Raw genomic sequence first — 26,730 nt, forward strand, 5'->3', positions numbered from 1 at the left:
TGTTGGCAAGGTGAATAACTCTTTGTTTATATTGTCACTTTCTTTCGCACCAGACTGTTTTTGCCCGATTATCTACAAAATGTGACACTCAAAGTAATTTTTTTGTTCATTTTTTTGTCACAAAGCCCCGCTAATATTTCTCCTGTACCGTGAAACACCTGCCCCCAACTTCCACTTTGATGTGATGCGTGTCGGATCAGGCCGTGAACGGGGAGACAAAAAAGAATAAATATCCCAAAGGAGCCGGACTATGTCCTTAAGTCAACTGAACTGGCTCTGTTTGAGTGTAACGCTGGCAATATTGCTTGTGTTCTAACCCAGCGTTTCACATCAGCGAGCGCAAATGAATGAAGGCCACGGGTATTCCTGTGGCCTTTTTCGTCAGGTTTCTGTTCAGATCAGTGAGTTGAGCCAGCAAGATTCAATAATTGTCACTGCTTTACCGAACAATGCCTTGAATTTTCATAGCATCCCCCCCACCTTTACACCAAATGACTTTTCAAGCTCAGGCGACGCTATGCAACCAAATCACATTGTTCAACTTAATGAGCAGAACTTCCAACAGATCCTGGAAGGTTCAGTAGAGACACCGGTACTCATTCATTTCTGGGCACAAATGAGCCCGGAAAGTACAGAAATTATCCCTGCACTGGAAAAGCTGGCACATGAGTATGCAGGCGCGTTCACCCTGGCACTGCTGGATTGCGAGCAGCAACAAATGTTGGCGGCACAGTTTGGCGTGCGCGCTTTGCCAACTATCGCATTGTTCAGCAAAGGCCAGCCGGTTGACGGCATTGCTGGCCCACAAACCGAAGATACCGTGCGTGAAATGCTGGACCGCCACTTACCAAGTCAGGATGAAATGACCTTCAAACAGGCACAGGCATTGATGGCAGAAGGCCATCATGCTGAAGCGTTGCCATTGCTGAAATCAGTTGAAGCCACGTTGGGAGAAACAGGCGCACACAAGCTCGCACTGGCAGAGTGTTATGTGGAAGCACAACAGTTCGATGCTGCTGAAACCTTGCTGGCAACGGTATTGATGCAAGATCAGGATGCACAATATAAAGCGCTGGTAGCAAAAGTGGAACTACACAAACAGGCTGCCGACACACCAGAGATTCGTGAGCTACAAGCCGCCTTCGATGCTGCCCCTGACAACAACGATCTTGCCTTCGAACTGGCAATCAAGCTCAGCCAAGTAAATAAGCAGGAAGAAGCTCTGGAGCTGTTGATTGGCCTGTTGCGCAAAGACCTGAACTTTGCAGACGGTGACGCGAAAAAAACCATGATGGATATCCTGGCGGCACTGGGCCAAGGCAACGAACTGGCTAGCCGCTATCGTCGCCAGTTGTATTCGCTGCTTTACTAATACCCTATCTAAAAAGCGCTCCGGCGCTTTTTTATTAGTCTTCGCCTGACGATAACGCCTCAATGATAGGGCAACAGGCGCTGTCGTCGCCAGGGCACGCACTGGCAAGGGATTTCAACGACGTTTTCATCGCCTGAAGCTCCTGTATCTTTTCATCTATTTCTGCGATTTTATCCAGCGCTTTTTGTTTCACATCAGCACTGCGACGGTTTGGGTTTCGCGACATATCCAACAGTGTCCGGCACTCTTCAAGACTAAACCCCACCAGCCTTGAACGGCGGATCATCTGAAGCTCGTTGATGTGCTGCTGACTGTAGGCACGGTAACCGTTTTCAAGGCGCGCAGGCTCACTGATGATCCCTTTCTGCTCATAGAAACGGATTGTCTTCGGTGTCAGTCCTGTTACTTTCGCAATGTCATTGATCTTCATTTACACCCCATTGTCTTGAAAACGTCTTGGCCTTGAAAACATGCTTGACCTTACAGTTGATGGAAGGTTTATTCTCCTGAATTATGAACATTCCCCACCGGGAACTTCAAGCAGATTTAAAGGTATCGTGATGACAGAGACAGAGTTGGACATTCCCCAGGAAGGCTCGACACATACTATGCGAATCACCCTTCCCCTTTCAGGGTTAAACTGTATGGGTTGTGCACGCAAAGTCATGACGGCGGTAGAAGCAGTAGAAGGCGTGAAACTGGCGGAGGCGGATAAAACCAGCCTGACTATCAATGCGGATGCACCTGTCACTGACGTGATATTGGCCGTTCAGTCACTGGGTTACCTGGTTGGCCACATCGACACACTGCCACTGGCAGGGCTCAGCTGTGGCAAATGCGTGGCCAAGCTAACCGCCGCATTTGAATCCTCGCCAGATGTGTATCAGGTCAACATCAGTAAAACGGAAGCGACCATCACCAGCCGTCTGGAACGTGACGCCCTGGTTGCTATCGTCAAACAAGCCGGCTATCAGGTTCCTTCACAGGCAGAAACCGGGACTGATGAGCCCTCCCAACCGCAAGACGCCAAAGAGCTTGACGCAGAAACGCCAGCCTCCGCCTCTACCTCCGCCTCTAAAAAGGGGACGGAATCACGGCAATTTATTCTTTCAGGCATGACGTGTGCAAGTTGCGTGGCATCGGTTGAGCGTGCCCTGAAACAGGTGCCGGGTGTTGAGTCCGTCAACGTTAACCTCGCTGAGCGTACTGCATTGGTTGTTGGCAATGCAGAGACAGAAAGCATCATCAACGCCGTCACCGATGCCGGTTACGGTGCAGAAATCAGTGAAAGCGAAGAAACCCGCCGTGAGCGGCAAGCTGCTATGCATGCTGAACAACTGGCTGAGCACAAACGTCATACCTGGTTGTCACTCGGTTTGGGTGCACCGCTGATGCTTTGGGGCTTGCTAGGCGGCTCCATGACCATCGACAGCACCACCAGTCAGGTTGGCTGGGGCATTGTCGCGCTGCTGACGTTTGCCCTGCTTTGCACAGCAGGGAAACATTTCTTCGTTAATGCCATCAAGGCAGCCCGGCACCACCGCGCAACCATGGATACCCTGGTTGCACTGGGTACCGGCTCAGCATGGCTCTATTCTGTGGCGGTGGTCATAGCACCCGAGCTTTTCCCGGCCCAGGCACGGCATGTTTACTTTGAAGCCACCGCGATGATTCTGGGTTTGGTGACCCTCGGCCATGCCATCGAAGCCAAAGCCCGGGCATCAACGTCAAAAGCATTGGATAGACTTCTCGATCTGCAACCGCCAACCGCATTGGTTGTTGAAAAAGATCAAGAGCGTGAAGTGCCGCTTGGACAGGTACAGGCTGGCATGATGCTCCGTGTTAAACCCGGCTCCAAAATCCCGGTGGACGGCGTTGTGGAAGATGGCGAAAGTTTCGTCGATGAATCCATGCTGACTGGTGAACCCCTGGCGGTGCGAAAAGAACAGGGTGACACCTTGCATGCCGGTACAGTGAACCAGAACGGCAGCCTGTTGTTTAAAGCCACCGGTATCGGCAGTGACACCATGTTGTCACGGATTATCCAGTTGGTACGTCAGGCGCAAAGCAGCAAACCGGCGCTGGCTAAAATGGCCGATTCTATCTCGGCGATTTTTGTGCCTACAGTGATGATCATCGCCATCCTTACTGCACTTGGCTGGTATAACTTTGGGCCAGATCCGAAACTCAGTTTTATGTTGGTAACCGCCACGACGGTTCTTATCATCGCCTGCCCCTGTGCACTCGGCTTGGCAACGCCTATGTCTGTCACTACCGGGGTTGGCCGCGCTGCCGAGCTTGGCGTACTGATCCGCGATGCTGAAGCCCTGCAACACGCAGCAAGTGTCGATACGGTGGTGCTGGACAAAACAGGAACACTGACCGAAGGCAAACCTCAGGTGACATCCATTGTCAGTCTTTCGATGCCAGAAACTGAACTGCTTCAGATTGCGGCAAGCCTGGAACAGGGCTCAGAGCATCCGCTGGCCAGAGCTGTGCTTGATGCCGCCAGAGAAAAAGTACTGACACTGTCACCGCTCTCAAAATTCGAAGGGATCCCCGGTAAAGGCCTTAGCGCACAGATTGACGGCAGCACCTATTTGCTCGGGAATGCCCGGCTGATGGAAGAGCGCGGAATTTCCCTGACATCAGGACAAGATGCTGCCAGACAACATGCTGAACGTGGTGAAACCGCCATCTACCTGGCCAATGAGAAGGAATTGCTTGGCCTGATTGGGATCAGTGACCCACTTCGCGCTGATTCAGCCAACGCGATTAAGCGGTTGAAAGCATTGGGCTATCACGTAGTCATGCTGACCGGTGATCACCCGGATACCGCGAGGGCTATTGCCAAACAAGCTGGCATTGAGAATGTTATCGCCGGCGTATTACCCGACGGCAAAGCCGATGTGGTCAATCGTTTACAACGCGAAGGTAAACGGGTCGCTATGATTGGTGACGGTATCAATGACGCGCCGGCTCTTGCCAAAGCTGAAGTAGGTATTGCCATTGGCTCAGGCAGTGATGTGGCGATTGAGAGCGCCCAGATGACATTGATGCGCCATTCTATTGATGCCGCGACAGACGGGTTAACCCTTGCCAAAGCAACGCTTCGTAATATGAAAGAGAACCTGTTTGGTGCATTTATTTACAATTCCCTGGGTATCCCCATCGCTGCTGGTGTGTTATACCCCCTCACCGGCGCGCTGCTGAGCCCAGTTGTTGCGGGAGCTGCCATGGCGTTATCGTCCATCACAGTGGTCAGTAACGCAAACCGCCTGCGCTGGTTCAAACCACCTAAAGGAGGAAACCATGCTGGTTAATATCATTGGGTTTGGGTTGATTGCTGCCATCGTATGGTGGTTCTGGCTGTCTGGCACAAAGGGCGGACAATGAACGCCAACGCGTTTATTGTGCAACGAAAGCTCACACTGATAACGCCGCTCAGCAAGGAGTTGGAGACGGCGCTTTATGAGCATGGAATTCTCAAACTGAAACAATGCGGTAACCAACTGATACTCACTTACGATGCCAGCCAACATAGCCTGACATCAATATTGAGTGCCGTGGAGATGCCGCTGACTGACTCGCTTTGGCAAAGGGCTCTACGCAAGCTCTATGCCTTTAAGGATCAAAATATTGCCGATGGTGCCCGTCATGAGCCCCATTGTTGCAACAAGATACAAACACCGAGGAGAGAATGATGAAATCCATCCCGAAACTTGCTGCATTGTCTTTTGCGCTACTGTCGACCAGCGTCTTCGCTGCGTCAGGTGTGACCTACAAATCCCCTTACTGTGGCTGCTGTAAAGAGTGGGTAAAACACATGGAAGAGAACGGCTTTGAAATGACGTCGGAAGACCATGTCAATATGAACCCCATCAAGATGAAACTGGGCATCAAACCGCAACTGGCGTCTTGCCACACCACCGTGATTGATGGATACCTGTTTGAAGGCCATATTCCAGCCAGCGATGTAAAAGCCTTCCTTGAGCAAAAACCAAAACTGGCAGGTCTGGCCGTTCCTGGCATGCCTGTCGGCTCACCGGGTATGGAATATGGCGACCAGAAAGACCCTTATGACGTGATTGGTTTCACCAAAAGCGGCATGACCATGGTGTTTAACAGCCACAACAAAGACTGACAATTCACCACTGAACCTCCATACTGTTGCTTCGACAGTATGGAGGCTTCATGAATCGCATTCTCACCCTGCTTTTTTCCCTTTTCTTCAGCGCTTTTTCTGTTGCCTCCCCTCAGGTCTGGCAAGCACAAAAAGGCGATCTCACGTTCACCATAATGGGTTCGGTTCACGCTGGTAAGCCCGCGTTTTACCCTTTACCCAACGTCATGGTTGATCGCTTTGAAACCAGTGATGGCCTGATTGTGGAAGTAGACATTATTAACGATAAGTCCATTACTGTTCCCAACGGTTATCCAGCCTCCAGCTACCTCGACAAAGACCAAACCCGTAAGCTCGAAAAAATCGCCGCAGGAACCAATGTACCCGCCACTAAGCTGCTAAACCTTCCTCCCTGGCAAGCGGCGATGGCGCTCCAACTTTACCAAATCAATCAGATAGGCTTGCAACAAGCGTTGGGGGTCGACCTGTTTTTCCTCTCACATACCCAGAAATTAGGCATTCCAGTACTCCCTCTTGAAACGGTGCAGCAACAGGTCGACTTACTGGCAAAGGCGCCCAAAGATGGCCTGGAACTGCTGACAGACACTATCGACTACTGGACATTTTCCAAGACGTTTATGCCCTGCCTCATCGAGGCCTGGCAGGTTGGCGACGATGATAAGATGACCGAAATGGTGAACCTTATAAACGGAGCCGGGGAGTTTGAACGTAAACTGATCGATGAACGAAACCATAACTGGCTCAAAGCACTGGCTGATCCAAATCGCTTTTCTATGGGAAACTATGCCATGGTAGTCGGTGCGCTGCACCTTTATGGCGAACAAGGATTACTGACTTTGCTGGAAAGCGCCGGGTTTGAAGTCACGCTGTTGACTCAGGGTAAAGAAGTCAGTTGTGAGCTCCCGACTCTCTGACTAGGTAGGCAGTCATTAACTGCTCACTACCACTTGGGTGACAATCATTGAGACAAGAAACAACAAAATAAACCAAATAATGACGGACTTTCTCATAACGAATCCTTACTGCGATAAAGCCAGAGTAATGGCGTAGTTTACCGCAATTTAGGGACAGTGAAGAGCGGGGATAGAAAGTTTGTTACAAACAGCAGAACGAAAGAAGCCCCGCATGGCTGCGAGGCTTCGAATAATGGTCGGTGAAGAGGGATTCGAACCCCCGACCCTCTGGTCCCAAACCAGATGCGCTACCAAACTGCGCTATTCACCGAACATATATTTTTTGTCTTGAGGTTTCGCTGACAGAGGGCCACCCTCTGGTCCGCTATTCCCAAGAGCCGGGATGCGCTACCAAACTGCGCTATTCACCGAACATGTATTTTTTGTCTTGAGGTTTCGCTGTCAGAGGGCCACCCTCTGGTCCGCTATTCCCAAGAGCCGGGATGCGCTACCAAACTGCGCTATTCACCGAGCATGTTTTTTGTCTTGAGGCTCGCTGTCAGAGGCTCACCGTCATTTCATCTCAGATATTCCAAGATGACGTAAATAAGTGGTCGGTGAAGAGGGATTCGAACCCCCGACCCTCTGGTCCCAAACCAGATGCGCTACCAAACTGCGCTATTCACCGAACATGTATTTTTTGTCTTGAGGTTTCGTTATCAGAGGGTCACCCTCTGGTCCGCTATACCCAAGAGCCGGGATGCGCTACCACACTGCGCTATTCACCGAACATGTATTTTTTGTCTTGAGGCTCGCTATCAGAGGCTCACCGTCATTTCATCTCAGATATTCCAAGATGATTTAAATAAGTGGTCGGTGAAGAGGGATTCGAACCCCCGACCCTCTGGTCCCAAACCAGATGCGCTACCAAACTGCGCTATTCACCGAACATGTATTTTTTGTCTTGAGGTTTCGTTATCAGAGGGTCACCCTCTGGTCCGCTATACCCAAGAGCCGGGATGCGCTACCAAACTGCGCTATTCACCGAGCATGTATTTTTTATCTTGAGGTTTCGTTATCAGAGGGTCACCCTCTGGTCCGCTATTCCCAAGAGCCGGGATGCGCCATCAAACTGCGCTATTCACCGACAATGCTGATCCGCTGCACGTCTCAGAGGTGGCTTATATTACGCATCCGCGCTTAAGACTCAAGTATTTTATCGCGATTTTTGCGTGTTACGAACCGTTCGCTTAAAGGATCACCAGCCCAACGTTTTTTGCGACTGCAAACACATTTGAATTATCACGTTCCACTAACAAGATGTTCACTTGATCCAGATCATCGTTAACGCATTCACCCATTGGCAACCTAGTCTTAACGTTCACAGACACAGGAAGCACAAAAATGGAATTTTGGTTAGACCTACTTTTCGGTAACGCCATTGGCCTCTCCTCAATGATCGTCATTTTTGTTGCCTTGGGCATGATCTGTTTTATGGCTGGCTTCTTTGTCTACAAGGCGATGAAAACACCAGGAACGCAATAGTTTCCTAAAACCAGTTAACGTTAAACTTGGTTGCTTACGCCGGAAGCCCGCAACGCATTTCGGCTTCTTTTTATTCACAGCGCAAAGCGTTTTACACGCTCTGCGCTTTTTTTCGTTCCCTATGCAGTTCACTACGCTGAAGAGGGTATCATTCGCGTATTAATGCCGACTTGGAAATCACATCAAACGAGATCTCGGAATAGTTTACCGTTATACTCAGACAACGCACCAACAACCCCGTAACAACTATGAACGGTAACAACGAGTTCGACTTATTTCGGGAGATGATGGCAGATGTCGCGCCTATCAAACACGATACGGTCGAGAGAACCCAGCAATCACACCAACCTACGGATGCACAACTAGCTCGTCAGTTGGCGGCACAATCCCTTTCAGAGAGTGATCCTGAATACCTGTCGTTAGATTATGCCAAGATGGTGAAACCAGACGATATTGTCGCGTTCAAGCGCCCAGGCGTTCAGGATGGCGTGTTTCGCAAATTACGCCTCGGTAAATATGACATCCACGCCCGGCTGGACTTACACAAATACACCCTGAAAGATGCACGCGATGAAATGCTTCGTTTCCTGAAGCAATGCCAGCGTATGGACATACGCTCAGTGATCATTGTGCACGGCAAAGGCGAACGCTCTAATCCACCGGCACTGATGAAAAGCTACGTGTGTCAGTGGCTGGAGCAGATCACGGATGTTCAGTGTTTTCATTCAGCGCAGCGCCACCAGGGTGGTACCGGTGCGGTATACGTGATGATCAAGAAGAGCCAGGAAAAGAAGCTTGAAACTCGTGAACGCCATTTAAACCGGCGAGGTTGAGTGAGAAGAAGACAGGAATCGAAAACAGGAGCCATCGGCTCCTGTTTTTGTCCAAATGCACCTTTTGGCTAGAGCGTGACAATAACCCGCACAGCCAGTCCTATCAGCAACACACCACATAGCCTGTCGATAACGACTGCTTTTTGTTTAAGTTTTTCCAGCATACGTGACGAGGAAAGCATCAGGGCCAGCAGGGTGTACCACAGACCATCAATCGCAAACGGTGTTATCACAATCACGGCACGGCTGAAGATATCAGTACCCATCGCCACAAACTGGCTGAACAATGCAAGGAAGAACAGCGCCAATTTAGGATTTAGCATGGAAATCATCGCGCCATCGCATGCAGCTTCCCACAGTGTTGCTTTTTCGCCTTTTTCCAGCTTGGCGGCGACACCACCTTTCGAACGCAATGATTTAACCCCTAACCAAGCAAGATAACCAGCACCGGCGTAGGTGATCACCTTAAACAGTGTTGGGGACTCCTTAAGGATGACAGCAAGGCCAAGCAATGTTAGAAGCGCATAGAGACCAACTCCCAGCGCGTGTGCCCAGGCTGCAACAATACCGTGCACACGACCGCCAGCCAGACTGTGACGCATCATCACAACCAAACTCGGCCCCGGAGAGATGGCGCCCAGCAGGCATACCAGCGCAAGCCCCAACCAGACGGAAACACTCACTTAGCCTCTCCTTTCACACCCATCAGGCTGTTAAGGCGCGCGATTTGCTCATTGGTTATTTCAATCATACAGTTCAGGTATCCCTGCCCGCTGCCAGAACCTGAAGCATAACTGGCTTCAACCATTTTGCATTGTGCCTCTCGCCAATTACGAAAAGCAGAGAATGTCTGTGCCGCCACGGGAACACCATGTTGCAATGAAGACAGAGCATCCAGCTTGATGAAATGCTCCCTGAGTGCCGCTTCTGTTTTATTGAGTGCATCCTGGGAAACGTTCCAGCGATTATCGAGACAGGCGGTCACTTCAACGTGTGTTTCAGATGCTTTGTAGCAGGCCATCAATGCAGAATGTTCTTTTCCTGCAAAGGCGGTCAGAGGTAATCCTAACAAAATGCATCCCCACCAACTCTTGCACATTGATTACCCCTCCTTGCCGATAGCGGCAAATTTTCCTTGTGTCAGTGAGAGTAAATCTAATGGAGAAAGTTCAATCTCAAGGCCACGTTTTCCTGCACTGACGTAAATAGTTTCAAAGGCTTGCGCACTATTATCAAGCAGTGTCGGAAGGCGTTTTCTCTGTCCAAGTGGGCTGATTCCCCCTACCACATACCCTGTGGTTTTCTCTGCAATCACGGGGTTCGCCATTTCAGCCTTTTTTGCGCCAGCTGCCTTTGCCGCTGCTTTCAAATCCAATTGCCCTGAAACCGGTACGATTGCTACTGCCAGCTTCTTGGGATCGCCATTCATGGCAAACAACAGGGTTTTAAAAACACGGGCAGGATCCTGCCCCATTACGCTGGCTGCTTCCAATCCAAACTGGGTGTTGTTGGGATCATGTTCATAGCTGTGCACGTTAAAACTGATGCCTGATTTTTCCGCCAGGATTATTGCCGGTGTCATATCCATCTCTCTGTATTGGTGCAACCTGAAACCATCAGGATATCAGGGTGATTCTTCCGCCGATAATGACATAAAAAAAGGCACTGTCACCAGTGCCTTGTGTCTCTGACGTGAGGTTGTACGCCAGTGTATGCGGTGCTTACTTGTAAGTGATCTCGCCGTTTGGCGCGTATTTGTTGACATCAATAGGAGAGTTTTTCTCCATGAAGTCCTTCAACACTTCTGCATCCACAAACCCCGTATTTACGTTACCCGGGTGATCGGTCAGTTTCGGATAACCGTCACCGCCTGCTGCATTGTAGCTAGGTACGGTAAAGCGGTAGGTTTTATTGGGATCCAAAGGCTCACCGCCAATCACCACATCGCTTACGCCATCAGGTGATACTGTCATCGAGATGCCATAAAACTGCGCATAGGCACCTGAATCCACTGGCTTGGTCGCCACTGCATTCAGGTAATCCAATACTTCTGCGCCACGCATATCAGTGTATGTCACCATGTTTGCAAACGGTTGTACTGTCAGCACATCTTTGTAAGTCACATCGCCTTGTTCAATCGAGGCGCGGACACCGCCTGAGTTCATCACCGCAAAATCTGCTTTCGCACGTTCTTTGTGTGCTGCTGCAATCAAGCGACCCAGGTTGGTTTGCTGGAAACGCACCACATTACGCTCACCTTGCAGGTGACCGTTGGTCTCTGCAATTTTCACGTTCAGTTTTTCCTGTCCTTTCTCTTGATACGGTTTCAGGAAATCATACAGTGCTTTGTCTTTAGGAATTTCGTTTTGGATGAACACACGTTTTGAGTCACCGTTAACCTCGATTTTCTTCTTCAGGTTCACAGGGATCAGATCATAAGAAACCAGGTTCAGCTCGCCATTGCGGAATTCAAAATCCGCTTTACCGACATATTTACCCCACTCATGCGCCTGCACAATCCAGGTGCCGTTCTGGTGATCTGGCTTACACTCATCGCCCGGTTTGAACGACTTGTTATACATGTTCGGGCCTTCCATACAAACAGGCTCTTGTGAGTGACCACCCACAATCATGTCCAGTGAACCTTCTTTCAGGTAACGGGCCAACGCAACATCCCCCGGCGCATTCACACCACGATTGCCATCTTCATAGTGGCCCATGTGCGTCGCTGCGATAATGATGTCTGGCTTTTCAGTCTCTTCCAGTTCAGCAATCAGCTTTTTCGCTTCTTCTTTCGGATCGCGAAAATCCAGTTCACCGATAAACTCAGGGTTACCGATTTTCGCGGTATCTTCCGTTGTCAAACCAATGACCGCAATGCGCAGGCCGTTACGCTCAAACATCTGGTATGCCTGATATTTTCGCTTACCGGTCGCTTTGTCATAAATGTTGGCAGACAGCATAGGGAAATCTGCCCACTCCATCTGCAGATCAAGCACGTCCAGTGGGTTATCAAACTCGTGGTTACCTAACGCCATAGCATCATAACCAATCATGGTCATGCCTTTGAAATCAGGCTCTGCGTCCAGCAGGTCTGACTCAGGCACACCGGTGTTGATATCACCACCAGATAGCAAAAGCACAGCCGCACCCTGCGCTTCTGCTTCGGCACGCAGGCGGTCGATCAGCGTTTTACGTGCCGCCATACCGTATTCACCGTGACGGTTATGCCAGAAACGACCATGGTTATCATTGGTATGAAGTATGGTCACTTTGTAAGTGGTATCGGGTTGCCAACCCGGTACAACGTCTGTTTTTTCACTCGTGGTTGAACAGCCTGCCAATGAGGCAAATAATGCAGCACTGATGACTGCTTTCAGAGAGAGGCGTTCCTTCATGGTGATACCTATTATCTGTGCGGCAAGGCGGAAGCCAGTGCCTCCGCCTTGTCCGGGGGTTAATATAGAGGTTGCGATTAACAACCCCTAAGCTACTAATAATTCATGAAGTAGTCTAAATAGTTACACTGGATATCACATAGAACTTTCAAGAAAGTGCCATCCGGATCACTGAAAAACACGCTAACTGCGAACAAATCAGCCGCAATTGAAGTGCTTACAACATTTATCCCAATCACTGTTGCCCTTTGCTGCGGATAATCGCCACCCCTGCTGAAATCGCGAGCAGGAAACAGTAGTAGGATTGACTGACAACGTTAAGTGGCGACAGTTCGAAAATGGATCCCAGTAGCAATGCCTGGGCGCCATACGGCAACAGACCCTGAACCACGCAAGAGAAAATATCCAGCAGGCTCGCACTTCGCTTGGGGGCGACATCATGCTGAGTAGCCAGCTCTTTTGCCACGCCACCAGCAACAATAATCGCCACCGTGTTATTCGCCGTACAAAGATTAGTCATACTGACCAGAGCCGCAATGCCGCCTTCGCTGGCACGCGGAGAACCTTTTTCTGTCTCCTTGTCTGCCCGGGTAAGGATAAGCTTACTCAGCTTGTCAGTAACGAAGGCTAAGCCCCCTTGCTGACGCATCAACTCTGCCAGACCACCAATCAGCAAGGACAACAGGAAGATCTCCTGCATATTGCCAAAACCTTTGTAGATATCCTGGCTGAATGCCATCACATCATAGTCTGCCGTTTGTGCCATCCCCACCAACCCCGCAAATACGATACCAATGGTGAGCACCACAAACACATTCATGCCATAAACTGCCAGCACCAGAATAGTCAGGTAGGGCAATACCGCCAGCCAGTCAATGTCACCGGCAACAGGGGCGTCAGTGACTTCATTGGCAAAGAAAAAAATCACCAATGCCACCAGCGCCGCTGGCAACGCGATCTTGATGTTTTCACGGAACTTGTCCTTCATATGACAGCCCTGGGATCGTGTCGCTGCGATGGTAGTGTCTGAAATGATGGAAAGGTTGTCACCAAACATCGCACCACTCAGCACGACCCCCGCCATTAAAGCGGCATCAATGCCCGTGGTATCGGCAATACCCAACGCAACCGGCGCCACAGCAGCAATCGTCCCCATAGAAGTACCCATCGCTGTCGCAATGAATGCTGAAATTAAAAACAGGCCTGGCAGAATAAAGCTGGAGGGGAGAATAGCCAACCCCAGATTCACCGTGGCATCAACCCCCCCCGTCGCTTTCGCCACGGCAGAAAATGCACCCGCAAGCAGGTAGATCAAACACATCGCGGTAATATCGCGATGGGAAACCCCCTCAATAAACTGGCCAATAGCACCGTTGAGCTTTTCTTTGCTCATCAGTATTGCCAGCATGATGGCAGGTAAAACCGCTATCGGTGCAGGAAGTTGATAAAAGGCAAAATCGACATTCTGGGCCGAAAAGTAAATCCCCGTACCAATAAACAGGCACAGGAAAAGCCCGAAGGGCAAGAGTGCGATCGCCGATGGCGTAATGGTTGTTTGCTTCTTTGTCATGTTGTATTGCATATTTTTTGTGACGTGAAACGCAGGGTAATGCGAAAGTGACAGGTCGTCAACATCTAGACGTCTAAACGTCTATTAAATTTATCGCGATAGCTACAGTTTATTATTCATATACCGCCTATACACCGGTTTTGCGACGTACCACCTATCTTAGAGGTACAAAAAAACCGGCGTTGTCGCCGGCTTTCCTTTGTCCTTGCGATGACGCTTAGCGGATATCCAGATCGTCGAAACTTTTCACCAGATCGTCCAGCGCTTTCATTTGCGTCAGGAATGGCTCCAGTTTATCCAAAGGCAGCGCTGATGGACCATCGCAACGCGCTTTATCCGGCTCCGGGTGCGCTTCAATGAACAGGCCCGCAATCTTGGTTCCCAGACCTGCACGCGCCAAATCGACGGTCTGCTCACGACGGCCACCGGATGCTGCGCCCATCGGATCGCGACACTGCAGTGAGTGAGTTACGTCAAAAATGATTGGGCTGCCGTTGCTGGCTTTTTTCATCACATCAAAGCCAAGCATATCGACAACCAGGTTATCGTAACCCATGCACGAACCACGCTCACACAGGATCACTTTATCGTTACCGCATTCAGCAAACTTATCAACGATATTACCAACCTGGCCAGGGCTCATGAATTGTGGCTTTTTCACGTTGATCACAGAACCGGTTTTCGCCATGGCTTCAACCAAATCTGTCTGGCGCGCCAGAAACGCAGGAAGCTGGATCACATCCACCACTTCAGACACCGGTTGCGCCTGTGCTTCGGTATGTACGTCGGTGATGATTTTCACGCCGAAAGTCTCTTTCAACTCCTGAAAAATCTTCATCCCCTCTTCCATGCCCGGGCCACGGTAAGAGTGCACAGAGGAACGGTTTGCTTTGTCAAAAGACGCCTTAAACACGTATGGAATGCCCAGTTTCTGGGTCACTTCCACGTAGTGTTCACAGATCTGCATCGCCAGATCGCGAGACTCCAACACATTCATCCCGGCAAAAAGAACAAATGGCTTGTCATTTGCAACTTGAATATCGCCAATCTGAACCGTTTTTTGTGTTGTCATGGTGAGTTCCTGATTAATGGAAAATAGGGGCCTGTGCGGTCAATACTTTGACCTGCAGTTTCAAAAGCTCAGCCGCCGGATCGTCCGGACAGTGAGCGATAAAATATTCGTAGTCTTCTGCCGCCACCCAGTCGCAATTCAATTGTTGAAAAATATAGCCACGGTCGCGGATTTCATACGGATCATCCGGGCGGAAGGAAAGCGCAAGCTCGCTGCAACGCAGCGCCATGGCGTAATTTTCTTCACGTAGCAGCGCGCTTTTGATCACCGCCAGCCAACGACCAATCAATGTTGGGTTGTCTGTCACTTCCAGATACTCAGCATACAGCTTTGCCGTTGGCCCTTCTTTGCCCACCAGCCAGCCCCGCAAGATCCGGTCGGACAGGAATTCGCCATCAAACGGGTTAATGTACTGCGCGTTACGGTGGTGCCAGCTGACTTTGAGTATCAACTGCGTCGGAAACCCGACAGGTTCTACTGGCAGATCCAGACGATGTGCAAAGAACAGAAACAACGCACCGAGACTCACCGGGATCCCTTTACGGCGCTTAAGCACCTTTTCCACAAACGCATTTTCAGAGGAAAAGTATTGCTCGAAGTCACCTTTAAAGCCCCATTCTTTGTAAAAGAGTCTCAGCAGGCCTTCCAACCTCAGTTCGTCATTGGCTTCCCCTGCCAGTAAATTTTCAGCATCCTTCGCCAGCAGTTCAAGCTCCGCCCGAACCCAATGCATGGATGTAGCAGGATCAATGGCAGCGTTCAGTGCCAAGGCACCCTCTACCAACGTCAGCTCATCTAATTCCTGGTCCGTAAACGCGATCATTTTTACCCCAACAGATGTGGTGTTTTGGTCATAGCAAGACTTGCGGCCGCATAGACCCAACCTAAAGCACCAAAGAAAGCAAACAACCGGAACATGGTTCCCTGACTGTATTTCAAGGCGACAAAACCAAGGGCAATGTATGCCAGAACACAGGTCAGTTTTTCAGTCATCCACACCCCTTGTGGTGTGAACGGGTAGAAACCAGTGATAAATATTAAAGCAACGCCGGTTCCCAATAAAATGGTATCAATAACGTGTGGAACAACGTTCACCCATTTCTTCTCCAGCATTTTGCTGTCCATCATCCGCCATGCAAAGCGGATGATGAAAAGGGTTACGCTCAGGGCGATGAACATCAGGTGAGTATGCTTCAATGCAAGGTACATAATTCCGTAAGTCTCTCTTTTAGATTTGTTGTTATGGGTCTGTTGACCTTTGGTATTAGCGAACAAAACGCCCTAAGGTAACACGATCGAGACCAGCATAATCGTGCTGCGTCTCAACATCGATGAATCCTGCACCACAAAAAAGCGTGCGTACCGCTTCCCCCTGATCGTATCCATGCTCAATCAGTAGCCAGCCACCATCAACCAGGTATTCCGGGCTTTGTTGACAGATAACCCGGATATCGGCCAAACCGTGCTCACCAGAAACCAATGCCGATTTCGGTTCAAATCGCACATCACCTTGTGACAGGTGTGGGTCTTCCGGGTCGATATACGGCGGGTTGCTGACTATCATGGAAAAACGCTGGGCTGGCACATTGCTAAACCAACTGCTTTGCATAAATTGGGCATTATTGATGCCATTTTCAAGCCCATTTTTCATCGCCAGCGCTACTGCTTCGGCGCGAAGATCCACGCCAGTCACCGCAATGTCTTTTCGCTCACTGGCGATGGCCAGGGCTATAGCGCCGGTGCCAGTGCCTAAATCCAGCACCGCACCGTCACCTTGTGGTAAGCGCTCAAGGGCAAGCTCAACCAAACGCTCAGTGTCAGGGCGTGGGATTAAGGTGCTCGGCTCGACATTGAGGCGCAGTGACCAGAAATCACGGTAGCCAATGATATAGGCAACAGGCTCACCGGTTTTTCGGCGCGCCAGCAACGTATTGAAGGCCGCCTCCTCGTCTTCCGTCAGCGCTTTGTCCGACCAGGTGTAGAGGTAACTGCTGGGTTTATCGAGCACATGGCAAAGCAGCACAGACGCATCAATACGCGGAGAGAGGCTTTGGTGCTCTGCTAACAAAAGCGCTGCATCACGCAGCGCATTTTCAATGGTGACAGGCATCAGTGTTGCTCAGCCAGTGCCGCCAGTTGGTCTGCCTGGAATTCGTGGATGATAGGTTGGATCAGTGAATCCAGATCGCCTTCCATTACTTCATCCAAGCGATACACTGTCAGGTTAATACGATGGTCAGACACCCGGCCCTGTGGATAGTTGTAGGTGCGGATGCGGTCTGAACGGTCACCGGAACCAAGCAGGTTGCGGCGGGTACTCGCTTGTTCAGCAGCACGCTTTTCTTCTTCCGCTTTGATCAGGCGGGCGGCAAGAACGGCCATCGCTTTGGCTTTGTTCTTGTGCTGTGAACGCTCGTCCTGACACTCGACTACCGTGCCCGTTGGCAAGTGGGTAATACGGATAGCAGAATCAGTGGTGTTAACGTGCTGGCCGCCAGCGCCCGATGAACGGAAGGTGTCGATTTTCAGATCAGCCGGGTTAATTTCCGGGATTTCAGCTTCCGGAATTTCCGGCAAAATGGCCACGGTACACGCTGAAGTGTGAACACGGCCCTGGGATTCAGTCGCAGGAACACGCTGAACGCGGTGACCGCCTGACTCAAACTTCATCACGCCATAGGCGCCATCGCCATTCACTTTGGCAATCATCTCTTTGTAGCCGCCGTGTTCACCATGGTTGGCGTTGATCACTTCCACGCGCCATCCTTTGGATTCAGCAAAACGGCTATACATACGGAAAAGATCACCCGCAAAAATCGCCGCTTCATCGCCGCCCGCACCCGCACGGATTTCGAGGAAGCAATTACGCTCATCGTTCGGATCTTTGGGCAGCAGCAGCACCTGAAGCTCATCCGTCAGGCGTTCGATGTCTTCTTTCGCCGCCTTCACTTCTTCCTGCGCCATTTCGCGCATTTCAGGATCGTCTTCATTCGCCATTTCCTGGGCGGCTTCCAGATCGCTCTCCGCCTGTTTGTAGGCGGAGAAACACTTAATCACTTCTTCCAGCTGGCTGTACTCTTTGGAAAGCGAGCGGAACCGGTCTTGATCAGAGATAACACTGGGATCGCCCAGCAAGTGCTGCACTTCTTCGTAACGCTCACTGAGCGCTTCCAGTTTGGCAAGAATAGATGGTTTCATATCAATTTTAAAAACTATTTCAGGGGATCCAGACCTAAGCTCTGACGGAGCGTTTCCAGTATACGCTCGTCGCCATTTCTGGCAGCTTCCTGCATGGCCTGAGTTGGCGCATGGATCAGTTTATTGGTCAATTTATTACTCAGCTCGATAACCACCTTTTTGGGGTCTGCACCACTGGCGAGGGCTTGTAAGCTCTTGCTGAGCAATTCATTTTTGAGTGCTTCTGACTGGGCGCGGTATTGTTTTATATTGTCCACTGCCCCGCGGGAACGCATCCATGTCATAAAGCCGACACTTTCTTCGTCAACAATCGCCTCGGCCTGAATGGCAGCCGCCTTGCGTTGGTCGCGGTTGCGTTCAACAATCGAGTGCAAGTCATCGACAGTATACAGGTAAGCGTCGTTCAGCTCGCCTACTTCTTCTTCGATATCTCTTGGCACTGCAATATCAATCAGCAGCATCGGTTGGTGACGGCGTGCTTTAATCGCTTTTTCCACCATGCCTTTACCAATGATTGGCAGGGGAGCGGCGGTCGAGCTGATCACAATATCAGCTTTGTGCATATACTCTGGAATTTCTTCCAACGAAATGATCTCTGCACCAAATGCTTCGGCAAACGGTTTTGCCCGTTCCCGGGTTCGGTTGGCGACAATAATATTCTGGCACTTGTGCTCAAAAAGGTGCTTGGCGACCAATTCAATGGTTTCGCCCGCCCCCACCAACAGGGCTGTAGACGTTTCCAGAGATTCGAAAATCTGGCGTGCCAGAGAGCAAGCAGCAAAGGCAACAGACACGGCATTACCACCAATATCCGTTTCCGTTCGGACGCGTTTAGCTACTGTAAACGTTTTTTGGAACAGGCGTTCCAGCGAGCCCCTCACGGCATCTTGCTCGACAGACTCTGCATACGCCTGCTTGACCTGCCCCAGAATTTGCGGCTCTCCCAACACCAGAGAATCCAACCCGCAGGCTACACGCATTAAATGCTGGGCGGCGGCCTGATCATGATGGGTATAAAGACACGGGAGAAGCGCTTCACTGTCGAGGTTATGGAATTCACAAAGCCAATCGACCAACACACCGGGGCCGGGCTGGTCGATTTCACAGTAGATTTCAGTGCGGTTACAGGTAGACACAATCACCCCGCTCTGCACCACCTGCTTTTCTTTAAGATCGAGCAAGGCATCGCGAAGTTGCTGCGGAGAAAAAGCGACTTTCTCGCGCAAGTCGACCGTAGCGGTCTTGTGATTAATTCCAAGAACTAACAAGCTCATTAAGCAAGATTACCGACAGCACCAGGTGAAATCCAAGCCGAGGATTTTACTTTATGGGCCCGTCGAATAAAAGATAACATTAGTTTCCTATCCTCGATAACAAGCAGAAGTGTGACTTTCCCACTTTCTTAACAAGCTATTCGTTCCTATTTTCAACAAGTCACGTTCAGAGTCTTTATACCCAATAACTGACCTTGTTCAGAGAGATTTTTACACGTTCCGTCGATATAATCATGGCCCTTCTCTGCGCAGAGAAAATAAATACGGAGTTTGCTTATGTTCAGACATCACCACCTCTTGGTACTTTTTTTACTGACCCTTGTGGGGATGACCGGATGTTCCACCCAACCGATTCCCCAAACTGAATGGCAAACCCACCAAGCGATGCTATCCGCCATCACCCGTTTTACTGCCAAAGGCAAAGTGGCACTGATCAGCCCCGAACAGCGGGTATCTGCCCATTTTGTCTGGGAACAGGAGGGGGATAAATTGTCACTGCGCCTGAGCAATTTCCTTGGCAGTACCCTATTCAAGCTTGATGCCACACCGGATGCCGCCGTCTTGGTTGATGGTGACGGCAAACGCTACGTTGACCGAAACGCCGCCAGTCTTCTGAAACGGCTGACCGGCATTGCCTTACCTGTTGATGAAATGATGCGTTGGGTAAAAGGCCTGCCTGCAGAGCAAAACGCATACACCCTGGGTGCAGATAACCGGCTGGCGTCTCTCAGTGAAAACAAGATCAATACTCTCCAAAAGGGTTGGCAGTTGGATTACACCGCTTATGATGCGGACACCAACAACCTGCTGCCATCCAAAATTAAAATGACACTTAACCAACAAAAAGTGAACCTGGTGATCTCTGAATGGGTTTATCCGCAATGACGCACAACACCACGACATGGCCAGCCCCCGCCAAACTCAACCTGTTTCTCTACATCACAGGGCGCCGTGACAACGGCTACCATGACCTACAAACCCTTTTTCAATTTCTGGATTATGGCGACACACTAACGATAACGCCCAATGACAGCGGTGACATCACCCTATCCCCCGATATTGGGGGCATATCGGTTGAAGAAAACCTGATCTACCGTGCAGCCATGGCAATCAAAGCCAAAACAGGCTGTCCGCTCGGCGCTCATATCCACGTGGAAAAAGTGCTCCCAATGGGTGGCGGTCTGGGCGGTGGCTCATCCAATGCGGCAACAACGCTGGTGGCCCTGAACCACCTCTGGCAAACCCAGTTATCGATTGATGAACTGGCGGATATGGGCCTGGCGCTCGGTGCAGATGTGCCGGTATTCGTGCGTGGCACCACCGCGTTTGCTGAGGGGATTGGCGAATTACTGCAACCAACTGAAGCGGAAGAAAAATGGTATCTGGTCGCTAAGCCGGATGTGAGCATCGCCACCGCAAAAATTTTTGGTCACCCTGATCTAACCCGGAATACGCCCAGGCGCACATTAAATGCGCTATTGTCAACAAAATACGAAAACGATTGCGAAAAGATAGTCAGAGAGTTGTTTCCAGAGGTTGATAAGGCTCTTTCGTGGCTGCTAGAATACGCGCCGTCGAGACTGACCGGGACCGGCGCCTGCGTTTTTGCTGAATTTGAAGACGAACAGGACGCGCGATCCACGTTTAACAAATTGCCCGACTGGCTCACTGGCTTTGTCGCACGTGGTGTGAATACCTCTCCACTACTGTCGACACTCAAAGCGCAATGAGACAGACAACACTCAATGGATGCAACCCCGAGGTTTTCCACCGTGCCTGATATGAAGCTGTTTGCTGGTAATGCAACGCCTGTACTCGCCCAACGTATCGCGAATCGTCTATACATGTCTTTGGGTGACGCTACCGTCAGCCGTTTTTCTGATGGTGAAGTGTGTGTACAAATCAATGAAAACGTACGGGGTAGCGACGTATTCGTTATCCAGTCGACCTGTGCGCCAACCAATGACAATCTGATGGAACTGGTTGTGATGATCGACGCACTGCGTCGCGCATCAGCTGGCAGAATCACTGCTGTTATTCCTTACTTCGGTTACGCGCGTCAGGATCGCCGTGTGCGTTCAGCGCGTGTGCCAATCACTGCGAAAGTTATCGCAGACTTCCTGTCAAATGTGGGGGTTGACCGCGTTCTGACTGTTGATCTGCACGCCGAGCAAATCCAGGGCTTCTTCGATGTGCCTGTGGACAATATCTTCGGCACACCAGTTCTTCTGGAAGACATGCTGGCGAAGAAACTGGAAGATCCTGTGGTGGTTTCTCCAGACATCGGTGGCGTTGTTCGTGCACGTGCAACCGCAAAACTGCTGGACGACACTGATATTGCAATCATCGACAAACGTCGCCCACGTGCGAACGTTTCTCAGGTGATGCACCTTATTGGTGACGTTGAAGGCCGTGATTGCATCATCGTTGATGATATGATCGACACTGGTGGCACCCTGTGCAAAGCCGCAGAAGCGCTGAAAAACCGTGGCGCGAAACGTGTATTTGCCTACGCAACGCACGCCGTGTTCTCTGGTAACGCGCCACAGAACATCAAAGATTCTGTGATTGATGAAGTGATTGTGACTGACTCCATCCCACTGACTGCAGAAATGCAGGCAACCGGTCGCGTATCTCAGTTGACGCTATCTGGCATGTTGGCTGAAGCTATCCGCCGCATCAGCAACGAAGAGTCTATCTCTGCAATGTTCGATTCTTAATCGTTCCTTTTCGCAACGAAAATGCCTCGCTTTTGCGGGGCATTTTTGTTTTACGCAGATAATGGTAGGATAAGCCGCTTTTGGCACTGGGTAGTTTTACCGTGGTGCCAGTGACTGTCTACACCGAACAACGAGAATCTCACCGTGAGCGATCAAATTCGTCTTTTAGTGGGTCTGGCAAATCCAGGGCCGGAATATGCAAAAACCCGCCACAATGCGGGCGCCTGGGTAGTGGAAGAGTTAGCACGCATTCATAACGTGTCACTCAAAGAAGACAAAAAGTACTTCGGGTTAACAGCCAGAATCAGTGTAGGCGGTGAAGACCTGCGCCTGCTTATCCCCACCACCTTTATGAACCTGTCAGGCAAATCCGTGTCGGCACTGGCGAACTTTTTCCAAATTAAGCCAGAACAAATCATGGTCGCACATGATGAACTTGACTTGCCTCCAGGGGTTGCCAAATTTAAAAAAGGCGGTGGGCACGGTGGGCACAACGGCCTGCGTGATATCATCAGCAAACTGGGCAACAACAACGAATTCTATCGTCTTCGTGTCGGGATTGGGCATCCGGGACACAAAGACAAAGTGGCAGGTTATGTGCTGACCAAAGCACCTGCCCACGAACACAGCCAAATCGAGCAAGCCGTTGATGAAGCCGTCCGCTGCATCGACATTTTGCTGAAAGACGATCTGGCTAAGGCGCAAAATCGCCTGCATACATTTAAGGCGCAGTAAGCCAAAGGCTATGCGTGCGTACCAATCAGATTCGTGAGTGAGTATTCATCTGATTGGTATCATTCTGTTTCTACAACGAAAGGTTACCATCTCATGGGTTTTAAATGCGGTATCGTTGGTCTGCCAAACGTCGGCAAATCAACTCTGTTCAACGCTCTGACCAAAGCCGGTATCGAAGCGGCTAACTTCCCGTTCTGTACTATCGAACCAAACACAGGTGTGGTGCCCGTGCCAGATCTGCGTCTGGACGCACTGGCAAAGATCGTGAACCCCCAGCGCGTACTACCAACCACGATGGAATTTGTCGACATCGCGGGTCTGGTTGCCGGCGCATCCAAAGGTGAAGGCCTGGGCAACAAGTTCCTGGCAAACATCCGTGAAACCGATGCTATCGGCCACGTTGTCCGTTGTTTTGAAAATGACAACATTATCCACGTTGCGGGCAAAGTTAACCCAGCCGATGATATCGAAGTGATCAACACCGAGCTGGCATTGGCTGACATGGAAGCGTGTGAACGTGCCATCCAGCGCCAGGCGAAGAAAGCCAAAGGCGGTGACCGAGATGCGAAATTTGAAATCTCGGTACTGGAAAAGCTGTTGCCGGTGCTGGAAGAAGGCAAAATGCTGCGTTCTGTGAAGCTGACCAAAGAAGAAAAAGCAGCCATTGATTACCTGAACTTCCTGACCATGAAGCCAACCATGTACATCGCCAACGTGAACGATGACGGCTTTGAAAACAACCCTTATCTGGATCAGGTGCGCGAGATTGCAGAAGCAGAAGGCGCAACGGTGGTGGCGGTTTGCGCGGAAATCGAAGGCGAATTATCTGAACTGGACGCAGAAGAAGCAGCGGTATTCCTCGAAGAAATGGGTCTGGAAGAGCCGGGATTGAACCGCGTTATCCGGGCAGGTTATGAACTGCTGGCCCTGCAAACTTACTTTACTGCGGGTGTGAAGGAAGTGCGTGCATGGACTATCCCTGTCGGTGCAACTGCACCACAAGCAGCAGGCAAGATCCACTCTGATTTTGAGAAAGGCTTCATCCGGGCAGAAATTATCGGTTATGACGATTTTATCGAACATAACGGTGAAGCCGGTGCAAAAGTGGCGGGTAAATGGCGTCTGGAGGGCAAAGACTACATCGTTCAGGACGGTGACGTTATCCACTTCCGCTTTAACGTGTAATCACCCTGCACCCCAACGTGTCGAAAAGCTGGTTTTTGCCAGCTTTTTATCTTTAGACAGCGTAAAAACAGCCGCTTTTACCGCCAAGAGCTGTTATAAATTCGCCCACCTTGCTCATTTTCACAGCGAAGTCGCTGAATTGATAAAAAATCCAAGAAAAAAAGTTGACGTCATCCGAGCTTCTTCGCATAATGCGCCCCGCACTTGGGGGACATCCCCGGAAAGTTTAGATGGCTACGTAGCTCAGTTGGTTAGAGCACATCACTCATAATGATGGGGTCACAGGTTCAAATCCCGTCGTAGCCACCATCTCCTTTCCTGTGCAAAACAATGCGATGGTGGCGGAATTGGTAGACGCGCTAGCTTCAGGTGTTAGTGTCCTTACGGACGTGAGAGTTCAAGTCTCTCCCTTCGCACCAAAATCTTTGCACAGAGCAAAGTAACTGTTGGGGTATCGCCAAGCGGTAAGGCAACGGGTTTTGATCCCGTCATTCCCTGGTTCGAATCCAGGTACCCCAGCCATATTTCGGGTTGGCTACGTAGCTCAGTTGGTTAGAGCACATCACTCATAATGATGGGGTCACAGGTTCGAATCCCGTCGTAGCCACCATTAATCCTGAGGGTCTTGAGACTTTCAGCCAGATAAGAGAAACTACCAAATCTCGGGAAGCGAAGGCTTCCAGTCTGGGAAACAAATTTGCGATGGTGGCGGAATTGGTAGACGCGCTAGCTTCAGGTGTTAGTGCCCTTACGGGCGTGAGAGTTCAAGTCTCTCCCTTCGCACCAAATACCTTGCTCGATAGAGAGTCAGACAAGGCTAAAAACTGACAACAATATGGATTGCGATGGTGGCGGAATTGGTAGACGCGCTAGCTTCAGGTGTTAGTGTCCTTACGGACGTGAGAGTTCAAGTCTCTCCCTTCGCACCAATCCCCTTGCTCGATATGAGCGTCAGACAAGGCTAAAAACTGACAAACAATACGGTATGCGATGGTGGCGGAATTGGTAGACGCGCTAGCTTCAGGTGTTAGTGTCCTTACGGACGTGAGAGTTCAAGTCTCTCCCTTCGCACCAAAATCTTTGCACAGAGCAAAGTCCTCTTGGGGTATCGCCAAGCGGTAAGGCAACGGGTTTTGATCCCGTCATTCCCTGGTTCGAATCCAGGTACCCCAGCCATATTCAAGAGCTCGCTTAACGCGGGCTTTTTTCGTTTTTATCTCCCTGACATTTACGTGGTTGAAAGCCACGCAGAACCTTGTAGGCTTAGGATCTCGCTCACCAAGGAATGATGCAGTCATGGCGACCATTGAAAACCCTATCAAACACCAACGCTATCTTTCGTTACCTGAAGAGATGTACACTCCTCTCGCGCCAAGTCGGGTAGACGCCCCTTCCCTGCTTGCCCTCAACCATGACTTACTCGGTGAGTACGGGCTTTCCCCCGACTGGTTTGAAGATGCTGCCGGGATTCACTTTCTGGCGGGCAACGGCAACTATAAAGCCACCCACCCCATTACAATGGCGTATGCAGGCCACCAGTTTGGCTACTACTCTCCCTTACTGGGTGATGGACGCGCCCATATGCTGGGTCAATGTCAGACCAAGGCAGGCGAATATATAGATGTCCAGCTGAAAGGCTCGGGCAGAACACCTTATTCCCGTGGCGGCGATGGACGCGCAACTGTCGGCGCTGTTATCCGTGAATATCTTATCAGCGAGGCCATGGCTGGTCTGGGTATCCCAACCACCCGCACCCTTGCCATTTTAGGCACCGGCGAATCCGTGATGCGTGACTACCAGATGGTGCCGGGTGGCATTCAGGTGCGCACCGGCGCCAGCCATATCCGTGTCGGTTCGTTTCAGTATGTGTATGCCAAACTGGGAGAGCGTGGCGTACGGGCGCTGGCCGATCACCTGATCACCTATCATTTCCAGGAGCTTTCCGGTAGGAAAGATCAGTACCCTGCTTTGTTCGAGGCGATTGCCACCAGACAGGCACACCTGATTGCAAAATGGATGCTGGTTGGTTTTATCCATGGCGTGATGAATACTGACAATATGTCACTGGTGGGTGAAACCATTGATTTCGGCCCGTGCGCGTTTATGGATGAATTCAAAGCCAGCAAAGTCTTCAGCTCTATCGACCGTGATGGCAGGTACGCCTGGGACCAACAGGCCAATATCGGCTACTGGAACCTGTCAAGGCTTGCTGAAACCTTGCTGCCGCTGTTTGCTGATGACTCAGACGAGGCGATAGAGGTTGCTGAAGACAAACTCAAAACCTACGTATCAACCTTTCAGGACACCTTCCAGACTGGGTTGATGACCAAACTGGCGATCACGTCCGGTTCTGCAAACGCGGAGGAGTTTGTCAATCACACCTTGCCAACGCTGGAATCCGAGCACATTGATTTCACCCTGTTTTTTGATGCACTGACAAGAGTCGCAAACGGAAGTGAAGGTTCTGAATTGCTGTCTCTGTTCGACAACAGGGAAAAAGGCCAGCGCTGGATCAGTGAATGGCAATCGCTGAGAGATGACAGTGAAGAAGCACTGAATGCAATGCGACAGGCTAACCCGGCCCTGATTGCAAGAAACCATCAGGTAGAAAAAGCGATTGACGATGCGATGGAGCGTGATGACTTCACCCTATTCCATCGCCTGGCTGAAGCACTGAAAACGCCTTACGCCGTGAGTGAAGAAAACCGCGATTTACAAGCGCCACCAGCGCCGGAAGAGCGCGTCCTGAGAACGTTCTGCGGAACCTAGTCACGTTGACAGAAGTAGCGCT

25 protein-coding genes and 11 tRNA genes are annotated in these 26,730 nt (G+C 50.6%); 21 read left to right on the top strand and 15 right to left on the bottom strand.

What is annotated here, in order from left to right:
- Window positions 1-517 precede the first annotated feature (517 nt).
- Window positions 518-1,372, top strand: coding sequence for a co-chaperone YbbN (locus VHA_RS08655; protein WP_040528734.1), 855 nt, complete (start codon window positions 518-520; stop codon window positions 1,370-1,372).
- 34 nt (window positions 1,373-1,406) lie between these two features.
- Here VHA_RS08655 and cueR read toward each other — a convergent pair whose 3' ends face one another.
- Window positions 1,407-1,802 (bottom strand): Cu(I)-responsive transcriptional regulator, encoded by a 396-nt coding sequence (gene cueR / locus VHA_RS08660; RefSeq protein WP_005503617.1) that lies wholly within the window; start codon window positions 1,800-1,802, stop codon window positions 1,407-1,409.
- A 130-nt stretch (window positions 1,803-1,932) separates the two neighbouring features.
- Here cueR and VHA_RS08665 point away from each other — a divergent pair, with 130 nt between their 5' ends.
- From VHA_RS08665 to VHA_RS08680, 4 genes are all read left to right on the top strand, one after another.
- Window positions 1,933-4,695, top strand: a complete 2,763-nt coding sequence (locus VHA_RS08665; protein WP_081456010.1) for a cation transporter — start codon at window positions 1,933-1,935, stop codon at window positions 4,693-4,695.
- 69 nt (window positions 4,696-4,764) lie between these two features.
- Window positions 4,765-5,076 carry a hypothetical protein gene (locus VHA_RS08670; RefSeq protein ID WP_005503619.1) on the top strand — a complete coding sequence of 104 codons (312 nt, stop codon included), beginning with the start codon at window positions 4,765-4,767 and terminating at the stop codon, window positions 5,074-5,076.
- The gene (locus tag VHA_RS08675; RefSeq protein WP_005503620.1) at window positions 5,076-5,516 is read left to right on the top strand and encodes a DUF411 domain-containing protein; all 441 of its coding nucleotides are present in this window, start codon (window positions 5,076-5,078) and stop codon (window positions 5,514-5,516) included. Before VHA_RS08670 ends, VHA_RS08675 begins: the two co-directional genes overlap by 1 nt.
- Before the next feature lie 50 nt (window positions 5,517-5,566).
- A complete protein-coding gene (locus VHA_RS08680) occupies window positions 5,567-6,430 on the top strand; it encodes a TraB/GumN family protein (protein ID WP_005503621.1) in 864 nt (287 codons plus the stop codon).
- Between the two features lie 233 nt (window positions 6,431-6,663).
- Here VHA_RS08680 and VHA_RS08685 read toward each other — a convergent pair.
- The 3 genes from VHA_RS08685 to VHA_RS08695 form a co-directional block, all read right to left on the bottom strand.
- Window positions 6,664-6,740: transfer RNA gene (locus tag VHA_RS08685), tRNA-Pro, on the bottom strand.
- Window positions 6,741-7,020: 280 nt separating this feature from the next.
- Window positions 7,021-7,097: transfer RNA gene (locus tag VHA_RS08690), tRNA-Pro, on the bottom strand.
- Between the two features lie 182 nt (window positions 7,098-7,279).
- A tRNA-Pro gene (locus VHA_RS08695) sits at window positions 7,280-7,356 on the bottom strand.
- Window positions 7,357-7,813: 457 nt separating this feature from the next.
- Here VHA_RS08695 and VHA_RS18650 point away from each other — a divergent pair.
- Together VHA_RS18650 and smrA are read left to right on the top strand one after the other, a co-directional pair.
- Window positions 7,814-7,954: a DUF3149 domain-containing protein gene (locus tag VHA_RS18650; protein WP_005503623.1), complete on the top strand. Its 141-nt coding sequence runs from the start codon at window positions 7,814-7,816 to the stop codon at window positions 7,952-7,954.
- A 248-nt stretch (window positions 7,955-8,202) separates the two neighbouring features.
- Window positions 8,203-8,787 (top strand): DNA endonuclease SmrA, encoded by a 585-nt coding sequence (gene smrA / locus VHA_RS08705; RefSeq protein ID WP_005503624.1) that lies wholly within the window; start codon window positions 8,203-8,205, stop codon window positions 8,785-8,787.
- Between the two features lie 68 nt (window positions 8,788-8,855).
- Here smrA and VHA_RS08710 read toward each other — a convergent pair whose 3' ends face one another.
- From VHA_RS08710 to hemA, 11 genes are all read right to left on the bottom strand, one after another.
- Window positions 8,856-9,470, bottom strand: coding sequence for a LysE family translocator (locus VHA_RS08710; RefSeq protein ID WP_005503626.1), 615 nt, complete (start codon window positions 9,468-9,470; stop codon window positions 8,856-8,858).
- On the bottom strand, window positions 9,467-9,859 hold the full coding sequence (locus VHA_RS08715) for a lysozyme inhibitor LprI family protein (protein ID WP_226926516.1): 393 nt from the start codon (window positions 9,857-9,859) through the stop codon (window positions 9,467-9,469). The genes VHA_RS08710 and VHA_RS08715 overlap by 4 nt, the downstream gene beginning before the upstream one ends.
- Window positions 9,860-9,889: 30 nt before the next feature.
- The gene (gene ybaK, locus VHA_RS08720) at window positions 9,890-10,369 is read right to left on the bottom strand and encodes a Cys-tRNA(Pro) deacylase (RefSeq protein WP_040528539.1); all 480 of its coding nucleotides are present in this window, start codon (window positions 10,367-10,369) and stop codon (window positions 9,890-9,892) included.
- 139 nt (window positions 10,370-10,508) lie between these two features.
- Window positions 10,509-12,185, bottom strand: coding sequence for a bifunctional UDP-sugar hydrolase/5'-nucleotidase UshA (gene ushA / locus VHA_RS08725; protein ID WP_005503631.1), 1,677 nt, complete (start codon window positions 12,183-12,185; stop codon window positions 10,509-10,511).
- Window positions 12,186-12,420: 235 nt separating this feature from the next.
- Window positions 12,421-13,755 carry a Na+/H+ antiporter NhaC family protein gene (locus tag VHA_RS08730; RefSeq protein WP_040528541.1) on the bottom strand — a complete coding sequence of 445 codons (1,335 nt, stop codon included), beginning with the start codon at window positions 13,753-13,755 and terminating at the stop codon, window positions 12,421-12,423.
- 217 nt (window positions 13,756-13,972) lie between these two features.
- On the bottom strand, window positions 13,973-14,827 hold the full coding sequence (gene kdsA, locus VHA_RS08735) for a 3-deoxy-8-phosphooctulonate synthase (protein WP_005503633.1): 855 nt from the start codon (window positions 14,825-14,827) through the stop codon (window positions 13,973-13,975).
- Window positions 14,828-14,840: 13 nt separating this feature from the next.
- Complete coding sequence (locus VHA_RS08740; RefSeq protein WP_005503634.1) at window positions 14,841-15,650, bottom strand: SirB1 family protein; 810 nt, start codon at window positions 15,648-15,650, stop codon at window positions 14,841-14,843.
- Window positions 15,651-15,652: 2 nt separating this feature from the next.
- Window positions 15,653-16,036 (bottom strand): SirB2 family protein, encoded by a 384-nt coding sequence (locus VHA_RS08745; protein ID WP_005503635.1) that lies wholly within the window; start codon window positions 16,034-16,036, stop codon window positions 15,653-15,655.
- A 55-nt stretch (window positions 16,037-16,091) separates the two neighbouring features.
- The gene (gene prmC, locus VHA_RS08750) at window positions 16,092-16,937 is read right to left on the bottom strand and encodes a peptide chain release factor N(5)-glutamine methyltransferase (RefSeq protein WP_005503636.1); all 846 of its coding nucleotides are present in this window, start codon (window positions 16,935-16,937) and stop codon (window positions 16,092-16,094) included.
- Entirely contained in the window at window positions 16,937-18,025 is a 1,089-nt protein-coding gene (gene prfA, locus VHA_RS08755; RefSeq protein WP_005503637.1) for a peptide chain release factor 1, read from the bottom strand. Before prfA ends, prmC begins: the two co-directional genes overlap by 1 nt.
- A gap of 14 nt (window positions 18,026-18,039) precedes the next feature.
- Window positions 18,040-19,299: a glutamyl-tRNA reductase gene (hemA, locus tag VHA_RS08760; RefSeq protein ID WP_040528542.1), complete on the bottom strand. Its 1,260-nt coding sequence runs from the start codon at window positions 19,297-19,299 to the stop codon at window positions 18,040-18,042.
- 276 nt (window positions 19,300-19,575) lie between these two features.
- Here hemA and lolB point away from each other — a divergent pair, with 276 nt between their 5' ends.
- From lolB to VHA_RS08830, 14 genes are all read left to right on the top strand, one after another.
- On the top strand, window positions 19,576-20,184 hold the full coding sequence (gene lolB / locus VHA_RS08765; RefSeq protein ID WP_005503639.1) for a lipoprotein insertase outer membrane protein LolB: 609 nt from the start codon (window positions 19,576-19,578) through the stop codon (window positions 20,182-20,184).
- Complete coding sequence (ispE, locus tag VHA_RS08770) at window positions 20,166-21,029, top strand: 4-(cytidine 5'-diphospho)-2-C-methyl-D-erythritol kinase (protein WP_005503640.1); 864 nt, start codon at window positions 20,166-20,168, stop codon at window positions 21,027-21,029. Before lolB ends, ispE begins: the two co-directional genes overlap by 19 nt.
- Before the next feature lie 42 nt (window positions 21,030-21,071).
- On the top strand, window positions 21,072-22,019 hold the full coding sequence (locus VHA_RS08775; protein ID WP_005503641.1) for a ribose-phosphate pyrophosphokinase: 948 nt from the start codon (window positions 21,072-21,074) through the stop codon (window positions 22,017-22,019).
- A gap of 144 nt (window positions 22,020-22,163) precedes the next feature.
- Window positions 22,164-22,754, top strand: a complete 591-nt coding sequence (pth, locus tag VHA_RS08780) for an aminoacyl-tRNA hydrolase (protein WP_005503642.1) — start codon at window positions 22,164-22,166, stop codon at window positions 22,752-22,754.
- A 93-nt stretch (window positions 22,755-22,847) separates the two neighbouring features.
- A complete protein-coding gene (gene ychF, locus VHA_RS08785; protein WP_005503643.1) occupies window positions 22,848-23,939 on the top strand; it encodes a redox-regulated ATPase YchF in 1,092 nt (363 codons plus the stop codon).
- A 232-nt stretch (window positions 23,940-24,171) separates the two neighbouring features.
- A tRNA-Met gene (locus tag VHA_RS08790) sits at window positions 24,172-24,248 on the top strand.
- Window positions 24,249-24,271: 23 nt separating this feature from the next.
- Window positions 24,272-24,358, top strand: a tRNA-Leu gene (locus VHA_RS08795).
- Between the two features lie 28 nt (window positions 24,359-24,386).
- Window positions 24,387-24,461, top strand: a tRNA-Gln gene (locus tag VHA_RS08800).
- A gap of 11 nt (window positions 24,462-24,472) precedes the next feature.
- Window positions 24,473-24,549, top strand: a tRNA-Met gene (locus tag VHA_RS08805).
- An 89-nt stretch (window positions 24,550-24,638) separates the two neighbouring features.
- A tRNA-Leu gene (locus VHA_RS08810) sits at window positions 24,639-24,725 on the top strand.
- 56 nt (window positions 24,726-24,781) lie between these two features.
- Window positions 24,782-24,868: transfer RNA gene (locus VHA_RS08815), tRNA-Leu, on the top strand.
- A 58-nt stretch (window positions 24,869-24,926) separates the two neighbouring features.
- Window positions 24,927-25,013: transfer RNA gene (locus tag VHA_RS08820), tRNA-Leu, on the top strand.
- Between the two features lie 27 nt (window positions 25,014-25,040).
- Window positions 25,041-25,115 (top strand) — tRNA-Gln (locus VHA_RS08825).
- A 120-nt stretch (window positions 25,116-25,235) separates the two neighbouring features.
- Window positions 25,236-26,708, top strand: coding sequence for a protein adenylyltransferase SelO (locus tag VHA_RS08830; RefSeq protein WP_005503645.1), 1,473 nt, complete (start codon window positions 25,236-25,238; stop codon window positions 26,706-26,708).
- Window positions 26,709-26,730: the final 22 nt, after the last annotated feature.

The organism is Grimontia hollisae CIP 101886, from assembly GCF_000176515.1.
Lineage (GTDB): Bacteria > Pseudomonadota > Gammaproteobacteria > Enterobacterales > Vibrionaceae > Enterovibrio > Enterovibrio hollisae.

Excerpts from the sequence above, each read along its gene's own strand:
- VHA_RS08655 (WP_040528734.1), top strand. The coding sequence starts at position 518 with ATGCAACCAAATCACATTGTTCAACTTAATGAGCAGAACTTCCAACAG.
- cueR (WP_005503617.1), bottom strand. The coding sequence starts at position 1,802 with ATGAAGATCAATGACATTGCGAAAGTAACAGGACTGACACCGAAGACA.
- VHA_RS08665 (WP_081456010.1), top strand. The coding sequence starts at position 1,933 with ATGACAGAGACAGAGTTGGACATTCCCCAGGAAGGCTCGACACATACT.
- VHA_RS08670 (WP_005503619.1), top strand. The coding sequence starts at position 4,765 with ATGAACGCCAACGCGTTTATTGTGCAACGAAAGCTCACACTGATAACG.
- VHA_RS08675 (WP_005503620.1), top strand. The coding sequence starts at position 5,076 with ATGAAATCCATCCCGAAACTTGCTGCATTGTCTTTTGCGCTACTGTCG.
- VHA_RS08680 (WP_005503621.1), top strand. The coding sequence starts at position 5,567 with ATGAATCGCATTCTCACCCTGCTTTTTTCCCTTTTCTTCAGCGCTTTT.
- VHA_RS18650 (WP_005503623.1), top strand. The coding sequence starts at position 7,814 with ATGGAATTTTGGTTAGACCTACTTTTCGGTAACGCCATTGGCCTCTCC.
- smrA (WP_005503624.1), top strand. The coding sequence starts at position 8,203 with ATGAACGGTAACAACGAGTTCGACTTATTTCGGGAGATGATGGCAGAT.
- ybaK (WP_040528539.1), bottom strand. The coding sequence starts at position 10,369 with ATGACACCGGCAATAATCCTGGCGGAAAAATCAGGCATCAGTTTTAAC.
- ushA (WP_005503631.1), bottom strand. The coding sequence starts at position 12,185 with ATGAAGGAACGCCTCTCTCTGAAAGCAGTCATCAGTGCTGCATTATTT.
- VHA_RS08730 (WP_040528541.1), bottom strand. The coding sequence starts at position 13,755 with ATGACAAAGAAGCAAACAACCATTACGCCATCGGCGATCGCACTCTTG.
- kdsA (WP_005503633.1), bottom strand. The coding sequence starts at position 14,827 with ATGACAACACAAAAAACGGTTCAGATTGGCGATATTCAAGTTGCAAAT.
- VHA_RS08740 (WP_005503634.1), bottom strand. The coding sequence starts at position 15,650 with ATGATCGCGTTTACGGACCAGGAATTAGATGAGCTGACGTTGGTAGAG.
- VHA_RS08745 (WP_005503635.1), bottom strand. The coding sequence starts at position 16,036 with ATGTACCTTGCATTGAAGCATACTCACCTGATGTTCATCGCCCTGAGC.
- prmC (WP_005503636.1), bottom strand. The coding sequence starts at position 16,937 with ATGCCTGTCACCATTGAAAATGCGCTGCGTGATGCAGCGCTTTTGTTA.
- prfA (WP_005503637.1), bottom strand. The coding sequence starts at position 18,025 with ATGAAACCATCTATTCTTGCCAAACTGGAAGCGCTCAGTGAGCGTTAC.
- hemA (WP_040528542.1), bottom strand. The coding sequence starts at position 19,299 with ATGAGCTTGTTAGTTCTTGGAATTAATCACAAGACCGCTACGGTCGAC.
- lolB (WP_005503639.1), top strand. The coding sequence starts at position 19,576 with ATGTTCAGACATCACCACCTCTTGGTACTTTTTTTACTGACCCTTGTG.
- ispE (WP_005503640.1), top strand. The coding sequence starts at position 20,166 with ATGGGTTTATCCGCAATGACGCACAACACCACGACATGGCCAGCCCCC.
- ychF (WP_005503643.1), top strand. The coding sequence starts at position 22,848 with ATGGGTTTTAAATGCGGTATCGTTGGTCTGCCAAACGTCGGCAAATCA.
- VHA_RS08830 (WP_005503645.1), top strand. The coding sequence starts at position 25,236 with ATGGCGACCATTGAAAACCCTATCAAACACCAACGCTATCTTTCGTTA.